The following is a 12,371-nucleotide window of genomic DNA, read 5'->3' as shown; positions in this document are numbered from 1 at the left end:
CGGTTTACTGTTCGTTTTGTTGAAAAAATGGTGTCAGAACATCACGATCATTCGCTTTCCTATAAAAAGGGTATTCCGATCCGCCAAGGTAACTGAAAGTAGTGGGCGCAATACTGCCGTCGCCATAATCACCAATGTAGGCATCAGCATAAATATCCACATCCTCATCCCCGGGATAAAAATGAATATACGAACTGCTAAAAAAGTAATCGGCCTTGTTCAGCGCGAGGTTATTGACAAAAAGGTTTTCAAAGTTTTTTTGGAAAAGATGCCCCTCGCCATTGGTCATAAAATAAAAAACAGACAGCATAGGTAAGGACCAGGCCAGCCATAACGGAACCTTGATACGGTTAGGCAATCGCTTAAGTGCAACTACCAAGAGCACAATCACGCATAAAAAACTTAGAATTAACGGCAGGCTTACCGTACCGGATGCGCCAACAGTTTGCTTGATATCGGCGAAAGAATAACCATAAAAATCTGCGCCCAAGGGTACCAGGGCCGTAGCGAAATACTGGCAGAGAACCAGTTGAATGAAGATGATAATGGCAACGAATACTTTAAAGCTAACTTTAGCCAGTATAGGATGCACAAAAAACAGCGGAACAAATAAAATAAATTCAAAAATCAGCCATTTAAGCCAAAAGCTCAGATCTGCCAGCCATGACCACAGCATAAAACTAAACAGCTTAGCCGGGAATTGGTGGATTAATCCATTAGTCAGAACTTCTACAACTCTGATCACAATTAAAGCACTAAGCCAAACGAGGGCGATTTGCAGAAAAACTATGGTTGCTGATTTAAAACGACTGATCATGGTTAAACTTTTTCTTTTGTAAATCCCTTCCTGGTCATTTCTCCCCAGGAATTCTTCTTCCTCAGTAGATCGATATTACCCTTTATAGCCGACCATACCACAAATGGATGGAAGATCAATGGCTCCAGAAAAGCGGTAAGAATTAAAAGCAGGAGATTTCTGTTCGTTTTGTATTGGTTATAAGTGAGCACCTCCATCAATATTGCAAAAACTGAATATAAAAATCCGAAGCTGAATATAAAAAGTAATAAGCCCAGAAAGAAAGACCATTGGACCAATCCGAAGCTGGCAAGGACAATAAAGGCGATAAATCCGAAAAACTCCACTAAAGGGGCCAAAAATTCAAAGAAAAACCAATATGGATAACTAATCATACCCAAAAGGCCGTATTTGGGATTAAAAAATATGACTTTATGCATCTGTAGGGTTTCTATTGTGCCCCGGGTCCAGCGATTTCGCTGTCGCCCCAGTATTTTAAACGTCGATGGCGCCTCTGTCCAGCACAGCGGATCGGGGATAAAGCTCACTTTGTGCGCAATCCCCTTTTCTTCCATGTACCGTCTCATTCTTACTACCAACTCCATATCCTCACCTACTGTTTTGTGATTATATCCTCCGCACCTGATCACGATCTCTTTATCGAATGCGCCGAAAGCGCCTGATATGAGCAGCAAACCGTTTAAGCGACTCCAGGCCATCCGACCCAGCAAAAAGGCCCGAATATATTCCAGCGTTTGAACACGTGGCAGGAACTGCCTGGGAAGCTTAACTTTGAGCAAACGCCCATTTTCCACAATACAGCTGTTGGCAATACGAATTACCCCTCCCGTTGCAATCACCCGCTCTTTCGTGTTTTCTAAAAATGGCTTGGCCAGTTTCAGAATAGCATCCTGCTCTAAGATACAATCAACATCGATGCAAACAATATAATCGTTGCTTGAAACGTTTACACCAACGTTTAAAGCGTCTGCCTTTCCGCCATTTTGCTTGTCAACAACGATTAACTTTCTGTAAACAGCTTTTCTGCTTCTATAAACGCCTCTAACTTCCTTGGTTTCAATCTGGCCGTTAATAAAAAAGTCAGCCTTATAAAGATCATAAACTTCAATCAGCTTTGATAATGAATCATCTTTACTCCCATCGTTAATGATAATTACTTCAAGGTTAGTGTAATTGATGGATAATAAAGATCGCACATTCTCGATAATGTTTGCCCCCTCATTATACGCTGGCGCTAAAATACTGATACTTGGCGCCTCCCTGGAACCAGCCAGCACGCCATAATCTGTAAAACTATTTTTACGCAGGTAATTGCGGATCTCCCCCATCGAAAACGCCGCAATAAATATGTAGCAGGACAGAAGTAACAGTGAATAGGCTAATAGCCCATAAGTAAAAAAATCTGTTAAAAACGATTGCCAGCTCACCATTTAATCTCGCTTTTTAGTTGAGGAATCATGTCTCTTAAGGGGTAAGTTTTCGATCTGGGATCGTTAATCAGGTATTCCAGGCCAGTAGCACTACCGTTGACAAGCGCGCGCGCAACCGCAAATTTCATTTCGTGCTTCTCGGCTCCCAGGTAACCTAGCAGCGTTGAAACATTTTGCACCCCGCCAATCACTGCGATCGCATTCAGGATAGCGATCTGATTTTTGTAGGTTTCTGCATCGAACCTGCTCAGCAGTTCTTCTGATGTACTTTCAGTATATATTTCGGTTAATGTTGAAATCGCCTGTTTCCGCACACTGACATCGCCATGATCGAGGCAACTTACAGTGTTCTCATAAAGCTCATATCGATGATAATTCCGGACTAATTTAAGGGCAAAAATGACAACACTCGGATTGCCGGAGGTTAGCCATTTGTCAATTCCCGTCAACTCGGCCTGTGGTACTGTAGACAATTCTTTTAAAAGCCTGATCTGCTGCCACTCCGTCATCTGGTACGAGATGATATCAAGGAAACGAAGTCCTTCGAACCCAAAAAGATTCAGTACGGCAATCTGTGCCTCAATCCGAACCAGGTCATTTTTATTATTGGTATAACGGTATATCCTGGTGAGATGCTCTTTAAGGCCCATCGTTCCAATCTGCTGAATAGCATAAGCCAGCACATGCCATTTTCGGCTTTCCAGTAATCGGAGTGCCTTTTTATCCAAACCAAGCTGAATGTATAAATGACGCAGGTTTTCACCATACCGCCCTGACATGTTACGCTTCGCTGCAATAATTTTTTTCACAAATTGCTTACAAAATCTCTTGTTCTCCAGGTTGGCTTTTAACCGTCGGGTTACGGGAATTAAAGCCAGTTGCCCCGCATTGTCCTCATGAAAGAATATAGTTTTACGAAGTAGCAGATCTATCATCCTGTCCCACTTAACATATTCCCTTCTCCAGGTTTTTCTGACAAATAAATAAAAAGAAAGAAATGTGATCAGGCAGATCGCCAGCGCGAAGAAAAATGATAGCAGTACTTCAAAAAAAATCATCTCCTATTAACTACTGCAAACCGCTTTATCCGCACAGAAAGTTCGTTAGGACTAAAGGGCTTCGTTAAATAGTCGTCCGCACCTAAACGAAAAGCTTCAAGTACGATATCCTCCTGTCCCATTCCAGAAAGGATGATAATGGGTGTTTGGCGATTTTCTCTCACCGCAGCTACAATTTCCAGGCCCGAAAGGTAAGGCATCATCACATCGGAAATAATCAGGTCAGGTTGATATTGATCTATTTTCTGCAACGCATCTCGTCCGTCACGCGCCAGGATAACCTCATGGCCGTCTTTTTTTAAACGAAATTCGACTGTCCTGAGCATTAACTCATCGTCTTCAGCAATTAATACCCTCATATTAAAGTTATTTGGATGACTCTTTGTAAAGTTAATACATTTCAATGGACAATACGAATGCAATCAGTAATAGTGATCAAAGAAATACGCAATATGCAAACACTGGATAAATAGTACCGAATTGAGCACTTAAAAGTAGAAAGTGCTTGCAAACCACTTTTCGTAGAGCAGGAGAAAGTCCGTAATTTTAGAAAATGGAGCCCAGGAATTTTTAGCGGACAACTACAAGTTTTGAACTACAACTAAACGGTGTAAAGTTGATCCAGTTTCAAAATAACAAGTATTTTGAACAGTTCGATTTATTATCTGATTTTAAACTGAATCATGGAGCGTCGTTTGTACAGAATCTTAGCGTCAACCAAGAATGCAGCGGTTTGAACCCGACAATCCTGAGCTTTCTAGGCGCATCCCGGATCGGGACCTATGCAGCTACTTAGTGTCAGCCTCAATACGCCGAGGCATGCGAGAATATCCTTTTGCTAACAGAAGCTTAAATTTATATCATCCACTGGCTCAGCCCTGCTTATCAGCTGTTCTGGTGATTCCATGCTTGGGAATATACCCGAAGGATATCTTAACCGGCATACCTCTCCAGTACAGGAATTGTGGAAGCAATAGTTTCCCTTAATTCCGCCACAGCCTGCAAGAAAGCAGCAAAATTGGAACAAGGTATGACCTGTAGTTTCGCACTGATCATCACCAGCTTCTCTAGCCCGGCAGTACTTGACATTCCATTGAGCTTATGTGCCAACGAAATCACCATCTCGTAATCAGCAGGCCGGATTTCCCTATCAAGCTCTCCGAGGGCAGCATGTAGCTGATTTATGGCAATACCAATAATCTCGTGCAGCTTTACGCTATCGTCGTCAAAATATAACCTTAGTCTGTTGATATCAAAATGGGGGCGGTCTATCGCTTCATCCGAAAAAGGTTTTTCCGTCCTGAACAACCATTTATCAATTATTGCCGCTATATTTTCTTCCAAAACCGGTTTGGTAATAAAATCATCCATACCAGCCTCAATACTTTTCTCCCTTTCGCCCATCACGTTTGCCGCTGTCAGGGCAATAATGGGAACCTTTGTGCCCTCCTCCCGCGACCTTATTTTTCTGGCACATTCATATCCGTTCATTTCAGGCATTTGTATATCCATAAAAACAAGGTCAAAAACTTCGTCCTGAAAAACGGCGGCTCCCAAAGCTCCGTTTTCCGCTTCTACTATAAGACATTTTGGGTTTATTTTTTCCAGCAGGGTACGGGTAAGAAACCGATTTACCTCGTTATCCTCAATAATTAAGAATCTGTATGCCGGGCTTTGCCCAGTGTGAACAGAGGTGGAATGCTGACGGATCTGATCGAATGTCTCGCGTGTCCTTATCCTGGTTAGGGCGAGGTAAAGATCGGTCATTTTGATCGGTTTTAGCAATTTGTTACCAATACGGAGATCATTGCAGGCTTTGATAATCGTTCCGTCATCCGATGAACTGTGCAGTAGGATCAATGGAATTTCCCCGAACTCGGATGGAAAATTTTCCCTGATCTTAGCTGCAGTTTCCAATCCGTCCATGTATTGCATGTGGTAGTCGAGTAAAACGGCATCATAGGCCTGTCCCTCTGCCAGCAGATGAAGTGCTTCAAAACCATTTCTTGCATGATCGGAAGAAATGTTTTTAAGCGCAAGCATTTCGGCCAATATCTGCCTGTTATTGTCATTATCATCGACTATCAGAACTTTTTTGATGCTTTCCATTCCTATCCATTCAACCTGGTCTCCCTGTTCGCACTGCATGGTTACATCAAAGTAAAAGGTACTTCCTTTGCCTGGCTCGCTCTCCAGTCGAAGCTGGCTATCCATCATATTTAACAGCTTATTGGAGATGGCCAACCCTAACCCAGTACCGCCGTATTTCTTTGTTGTTGAGGAATCTTCCTGTGAAAATGCCTCAAAAATTTTCATCTGCTTGGTTTTCGCAATCCCGATCCCGGTATCTCTTACAGAGAACCTCAGCAGATGATTATTCTCCTTAATCTGCAAGGATTCGATTTTAAGCTCGATCTCCCCTTCTGCCGTAAATTTTGCCGCGTTTCCCAGCAGATTGATCAGCACCTGTTTAAGCCGCAGAGCATCTGCCCATATAAACCTTGGCAGGCCCGGTTGAAGATTTAGCAGCATCTCCAGGTTCTTAGTGTGAATCTGGTAATTGGTGATATCGCTGGCCTGCCATGCAATTTCATACAGATCGCACCTATAGATATCAAGTTCAAACTTACCGGCCTCGATTTTCGAGAAATCAAGGATATCGTTGATAATTCCCAACAGGGCGTTGGCCGACTGATGGACAATTTTAAGGTACTGGTGTTGGGTATCATCCAACTGCGTTTTCAATACCAGATCGGTAAAGCCGATTACGCCGTTAAGAGGGGTTCTGATCTCATGGCTCATATTCGCCAGGAACTCAGATTTTGCATAGTTAGCAAAATCTGCACGCAACCTTGCCGCTGTGAGCTCCTGACGGTGCTCGACGCTTGCAGAAATATCGTGCGTAAAAATCATCATTCCGCCAATAGATTGATCAGAAGTGTACCATGGGGACATTTCCCAAGCAATATGGTGTGATTCTTTATTTTTTGGGTCGATATAAACATCCTCTTCTTTTTTAATTGTGAGGCCACTAAGCACCTGTTTATGCACCGCCTTCCGCTCTTTTGAAAGGTTTGGAAACAGTTTATAATAGGACATTCCCTTGATACTACCTTCGATCTGGGTATAGGCCTTTACCCATGTTCTGCTCGCGATCAAGAACCGCATATTGGTATCAACCATGGCCACTGATGCCGGAGCATTTTCGATGAAGGCAATCAGTAGCGCCTTTTCAAGGGCGAGTTCACGCTGAATCGCCTCTTTTTGGGTAACGTCTACAGATATACCCAAGTAGCCAATCGTACTGCCACTGCTCCCTTTTATAGCAGTGATGGACAGTGATACCCTCACCCGTTTGGAAGCTTTTGTAATGAAGGTGAAGACCCTCTCCCTTTCTGAACTGTCTGCACACTGCGCATAAAAACCAAATCCGGCAACTTCAATGCCCGCTGAGGAGCTGAAATCGGCACAGATTTCAGAAACCTCCTTTTGGTCATGGAACATGATGGGTGTTTGTTTTCCGACCATTTCTTCTGCTGTATATCCGAGCAGGCGCTCAGACCCTTTGTTAAATACCGTGATTGTCCCATCCAGATCAGTTGCAATGATGCTTACCCCTGTGGCCGCCGAGAGCACTTCATCCAGGAGCTTTTTGGATTCCAGGACTTCAATCTGGGCACGTTTTTGCACGTCTATATCCTGAATTGTGCCATATACCCTTATAGGCATCTGATTTGACATTTGAGCCTTGCCTATTGCCCTTACCCAGATTTCCCGGCCCTTGAAATCAGTGATCTGAAGCTCCTCATCCCATTCCTGTCCGGTACGCATACAATCATTAATAGCTTTTAAAATTATATTCCTATCGGCTCCGGGCCTATAAAAAGCTACTGCATTGTCAATAGTCGGGATGAATCCATCGGGAACACCGTGGATTTCGCGTGTTATTTTAGACCAATGGAGTTTTTGGTCCTTGAGGTTCAGTTCCCATCCACCTATCTTTGACATACCGCTGGTCTCCTCAAGTAGATCCCTCGTATGAATCAAGTCCATCTCCAGTTTTTTCTGGTCAGTAATATCCACCGCATTCCCCACCACATAAGCCTCGCTCTGAAGGTCTTTTTGCAAAGTATTTGAGTACAGCCATAACCGTTCCTCGCCTGATTTACGCTTAATAATCATGTGCCCCGTTGAATGGCCCTTTTCAACTATATCGGCCAAATAGTGCCTCAAATTTGCATGCCTTTCCCGGGGAATGAGGTCGAAAAGACTTTTACCAACAATTTCCGTCCTACGGTAACCCAGCGATCTTGCCCCTGAGGGGTTTAAAGAAATTAACTTTCCCTTAAGATCATGTGTGCACATTAGACCCTGGGAGCTTTCAAAAAACGCCTTCGACTTTTGCTCGCTAACCTTTAAGGCCTGGTTCTTTTCTATATCGGCGGTTACATCCCTGCCTATTGCGAACACATCACCGCCCTCTTCCTCAAATGTGGCCGTCCATTCAATCATTCTGTACCCACCACCCTTTATCGCTATCTGATGCGTAGGGTCTCCCTGCTGTTCACGGTTTTTAAGCGTCTGCCAAATCTTCCTGGCTTCCTTAAGTCCATCGGCAGGTACAATATCCAAAAGCGTTCTCAACATTAATTCCTGCTCCGTCCAGCCAAATTTGGTAGCAAAACTTGGGTTCATCCGTTTAAATTTCAAGTCCTTATCCAGGATACAGATCAGGTCATCAGAATGTTCAAAGAGCAGGCTGATATTCCTGTTTTCCGCTTTTTTAATCCTTCCATGAATGAGGAATTCGATGTCTCCGATAAGCAGTAAAAGCAGTCTCTTCTGTGACGCTGTGATTTCCTTTGCCATGGTATCCATCACTGATAACGACCCTAGAACGGTCCCGTTAGCATCTTTAAGGGGATAGCCTGCATAGAACCTGATCTTTATCTCATCACCTACCTCCGGATGTTCATTAAAACGCCTGTCGGAAAGAATATCCGCTACGATAAAGGTTTCATGGCTATTTAAGGGATATGCGCATAATGGCAGGATAGCCGGTAGTTGACTAGCGCTGAGCCCTATAATCGCCTTATGCTGAATTTCGGCACCATCTGAAAAGGAAATCACTGAAATCCTGCTATCGCAGATTAGTGAGGCCATTTCATTAACCCGATCAAAATCACTTTCATGCCCATTGCCTATAATTTCATGGAAATAGGACCTCCTTATACCTGTTGTTAGATCTTCTTGCATTTACAATGTATTTATTCAACAACCGCAAAGTAAATGGATAAAAGTTACCAGGTTAGCAGTTCGTTTCACCAGTGCATCAGTAATTAATGGTAATCTTTCCAGCCATACAAACCCATGGGTTAGTTTTAAATATCGGGAAAAAATTGCAGCTATATCGAAATTGATCTTCTTTTTTTCCGGAAAGGTACTTTTTTTGACCCGGACAGGTTACCTCAGGCGTATGCATTATGTTTTTTTGCCCGGGAGGCATTACGTTTTCTTTCTCAAAGAGAGCTGGTATGGTATGAGTAGCTGAAAATGAAATATCTGTAGTACGAAAAAATCATTAAATGTCACAAAACCTGACAGACGATTTTTCAAGCGGTTCCTGCGGTTCACTATTAAGCCATTTATTGACCGCGGCCATGAGTTTGTCTGCTTTTTTCTGGCCTGAATTCCGGTCTTAAATTGAATTACAGGATTAAATGAATCTACCGCCAAGGTAAAAGCTGCCACTATCCCCGGGCGTCACACCAAGATGGCTTGCCCTTTTAATCCTTTTCGCAATGTTGCCTCAGCTGTTTGGGACCCTGGGGCCATATATAGGCCGTAGTCTGCTTTTTCCACCCCAGGCTCTTATAAAAGCGATCGGCTCCCGGGGCAGCACTAAGGTTAACGAAATGATAATTTTCTAACTGGCTGTTCAGCGCCATAACCAGGTATCTGCCCAGTCCCCGGCCCTGATGGGCTGGGTCTACCACCACATCGGCCAGCATGGCATAATACCTTCCGTCACCTATAACCCTGCCGAAAGCGATGATCATTTCCCCATCATAGATAAAAAGTGTGGAAGTACTCATCTTAAAAGCTTTTTCTATCTCTTCGGCCAGGCGGTGTTTCCAATTAATTTCCTGAAAGAGTTGGAGTACACGTTGCCAGTCGATGCTGGTTAAATCCGGGTTTAACTGATAATGGTATGCAGAGTGTTTTTCTGGTAATGTCATTTTTATATGTCGAATACGGTAGAGGGATAAAACGAACTATTATGATGGCGCTTAAAAAACGGGCTGTAAAAGTAAGGGTAAATTTATGGATCAAGGCTTTAACAACCGGCAGCTAACGGCATAACGCAACAACGGGATAACGCTTTGGAATGGCCGCTTTTCGGTCATTACGTGCTAAAGCAACCATTATCCCGGTAATAAATGTAGCCAGGATCAGGCAGATCAACAGCCACTCAAAAGAATCCAATTTTCTCATCACCATTAATAACCATCCTTAACCGGCTAAAGTTTTTAAAAAACAGGTTTATGCTGATCGGTTTGATGGAATACCAAAACGAGATCATTCCCTGGAGATGATCAGCTTTCGAAGTTCAAGCCCTGCATTGCGCAGGGCCGCTCTAAATGCCTCATCGTTTTCGAAAGTTATTTCATTCAACGTAAGCCGCTCATAACATACCTCAAAATTATCGACCTCAAAGGGCCATGGTTTAACGATAAGCTGTTGCCCCCGCTGAAAAAACCGGAAAGATGTGCCGCCCGGTCCTTTGCCGATTTCGAGAAGGCGCTCTTCGGGCGGAATCTGGTCCTGGCAGATGAGCAGTGAAAAAGCGTCACAGAATTCGAGCAAAGCATAAGCGCGGTCTACCTCGCCGGTGCTGCTCTGAGCTTCCCTGGCCCACCTCTTCTCAAGCTTTTTAAGCCCGGTAAGGTAAGCCTTGGCCGAGGCTTCAGCACCATGGGTAAAAGAAATATGTCTTGCAAACAGCAGTGCGATAAAACGGCTCTTACTGATGGCATTATCCATCATTTCCCTGCAGGCCGATTCATCAAAACCGGTCATTTTGAAATCAAGGGGTCCGCCGCTATCTGATAACAGCGGACCACGGACAAACTCGTTAAAAACATCGTCGTGCTCCGTAGTAGCCGTGAGGGTTTCTACCCACCGCCGGGGCTGATCGGAGATTTTCCATCTCGCACAGATCTGCCCGGCCAAAAGGCCATGAGCCCTTTGGGTGATGATTTCCCATCCGCTGTTGCAATAATTAACAATCAAAATCTTTCCTCCCTGTAAACTTAACGCCTGCCCTTTTCGGCCCCGGCTTTTCGGTATCTGTTTCCATCAATCCCGGCTTAGGTTAAACTGCTGCACGCATTGCCGCCCGCCTCGACATTATTTTTTCGATCAGGCCGTGCAAACGGCTCCGGTAGTCGCTGCCCAACCACTTTATATAGTTTTTGGTTACTGCACCCATGCATTTGCCGTATTGTTTTATCCTCCAGTCGATTTCTTTATCGAGTTCCTGTGCCAATTCAAATGCCTTGCTCACCGTTTCAGCATTGTCAGTGCACATCATTGCATGTTGCCTGATGGAATCGCGGAGCACGGTTTTTGCTTTTTCCCCTTTCTCCATTGCGGTTTGATAGGCCGCGAGCACATCAAATGCTATCCCCGTGCTGTTGGGAAACCTGTTCCTCATTTCGGCAGGCATCTGATGGATATCGTCGCTTGCCTTTGCCAGGATCTGGTGATAGATTTCGGGGCTTTCAAATACATGCTGCCAGTCTACCGGTGCATCCCATTCCCCAAACCTTTCTACATTATTGCCAAGGTCGATAATATTGAAAGTCTTTTTACCGGGCAAACGCCTTGCTCCCCTGCCGATCATCTGGTGATAAAGGGTAAGTGAGGTAGTAGCACGGTTCAGGATAACCGATTGCACAGACGGTTCATCAAAACCAGTAGTTAATATGGATACTGATGTTAATATCGCTCCCTTTGTTTTTTTAAACCATTTTAATATTTCAACCCGTTCTGCATTTTCTGTCTGGTTATCCAGGTGGCGTATGGGATAACCGGCCTGCTGAAAAACTTCCAATACCTTTCGTGAGGTAAAAATGCCGTTATTGAAAATCAATGTCTTTTTCCCAAGAGCATGTTCCCTGTAGGCATGGAGCAGAAGATCGAGCATTACTTTGGATGAATATAGCTCATCGGAGCTGCTTACCGTAAAATCACCGTGCATGCCCCTGTTCAGCGTATTGAGTTCTACCTCATAGCCAAAACTCTTTGGCTTTGCCAAAAAACCCTGTTCGATCAGGGAACTTATCTGCTCTCCAAGCACCAGCTCACTGTAAAAGCTTTTCATCGGAAGCGCTGCATCTGCCGAAAAAGGTGTGGCCGTTACCCCGATTATCCTGGCGCCTGGAAATTTTTTAAGCAGTTTGTGGAAGGAATTGTGATGGGCCTCATCTACAATCACAAGGCCTACCCCTCCGGTATCGATTAAACCATCATCGATCCTGTGTTTAAGGGTTTCAACCATGGCCACATAACAGTAATAATAATCTTTTTTGGCTATCCGTTTAACTGTGCTGTCTACTACTTTATTAAAAACGCCTGTGTTTTTCAATGCCAGCGAAGTCTGTTTGCATAACTCCTGCCGGTGGGTCAGCACAATTACCTTCTTTCGGTATTCCTTTATAAAACGATCGGCAATTTCGGAAAAGATAACTGTTTTGCCGCCACCTGTAGGCAGCTGGTAGAGCAAGCGCAGCTGATCAGCCCCGGTCTGCATTTTTTCAAACAGGGTTTCGATCGCATGCTGCTGATAGGGATATAATTTTTTTGCCGGGCTATGCGCAGCCGTGGGAGATAAAATCTGCATGGTGTTAAAACCATGGAAGCTGGCTGAAAGTTTTAAGACAGGAAGGGATTTACCGGAAGATAAAAACAAAGACGGCAGGTTTGAAAACCAGATCACCGTTTGATCAGATTTCAAAGGGGTACACGGCATTACGATAAAAAACAACCGGAAGTTTCAATTTC

8 protein-coding genes are annotated in these 12,371 nt (G+C 44.0%); all 8 read right to left on the bottom strand.

Annotation, left to right across the window (positions count from 1 at the left end):
- Positions 1-4 precede the first annotated feature (4 nt).
- The gene (locus QF042_RS11170) at positions 5-817 is read right to left on the bottom strand and encodes a hypothetical protein (protein ID WP_307528269.1); all 813 of its coding nucleotides are present in this window, start codon (positions 815-817) and stop codon (positions 5-7) included.
- Positions 818-819: 2 nt separating this feature from the next.
- Positions 820-2,145, bottom strand: coding sequence for a glycosyltransferase family 2 protein (locus QF042_RS11165; RefSeq protein WP_307528267.1), 1,326 nt, complete (start codon positions 2,143-2,145; stop codon positions 820-822).
- A 95-nt stretch (positions 2,146-2,240) separates the two neighbouring features.
- Positions 2,241-3,305: a HEAT repeat domain-containing protein gene (locus tag QF042_RS11160; protein ID WP_307528265.1), complete on the bottom strand. Its 1,065-nt coding sequence runs from the start codon at positions 3,303-3,305 to the stop codon at positions 2,241-2,243.
- Positions 3,302-3,664, bottom strand: a complete 363-nt coding sequence (locus tag QF042_RS11155; protein ID WP_307528263.1) for a response regulator transcription factor — start codon at positions 3,662-3,664, stop codon at positions 3,302-3,304. The genes QF042_RS11160 and QF042_RS11155 overlap by 4 nt, the downstream gene beginning before the upstream one ends.
- Positions 3,665-4,238: 574 nt before the next feature.
- Positions 4,239-8,561 carry a PAS domain S-box protein gene (locus QF042_RS11150; RefSeq protein ID WP_307528261.1) on the bottom strand — a complete coding sequence of 1,441 codons (4,323 nt, stop codon included), beginning with the start codon at positions 8,559-8,561 and terminating at the stop codon, positions 4,239-4,241.
- Between the two features lie 530 nt (positions 8,562-9,091).
- Positions 9,092-9,544: a GNAT family N-acetyltransferase gene (locus tag QF042_RS11145; protein ID WP_307528259.1), complete on the bottom strand. Its 453-nt coding sequence runs from the start codon at positions 9,542-9,544 to the stop codon at positions 9,092-9,094.
- A 340-nt stretch (positions 9,545-9,884) separates the two neighbouring features.
- On the bottom strand, positions 9,885-10,598 hold the full coding sequence (locus QF042_RS11140; RefSeq protein ID WP_307528257.1) for a DUF3891 family protein: 714 nt from the start codon (positions 10,596-10,598) through the stop codon (positions 9,885-9,887).
- 82 nt (positions 10,599-10,680) lie between these two features.
- Positions 10,681-12,210: a DEAD/DEAH box helicase gene (locus QF042_RS11135; protein WP_307528256.1), complete on the bottom strand. Its 1,530-nt coding sequence runs from the start codon at positions 12,208-12,210 to the stop codon at positions 10,681-10,683.
- Positions 12,211-12,371: the final 161 nt, after the last annotated feature.

This window comes from Pedobacter sp. W3I1, from assembly GCF_030816015.1.
In the GTDB taxonomy this organism is placed as follows: Bacteria; Bacteroidota; Bacteroidia; order Sphingobacteriales; family Sphingobacteriaceae; genus Pedobacter.
The sequence above is the reverse complement of the archived record's forward strand: the minus strand, read 5'-3'. Positions and strand labels throughout refer to the sequence as shown.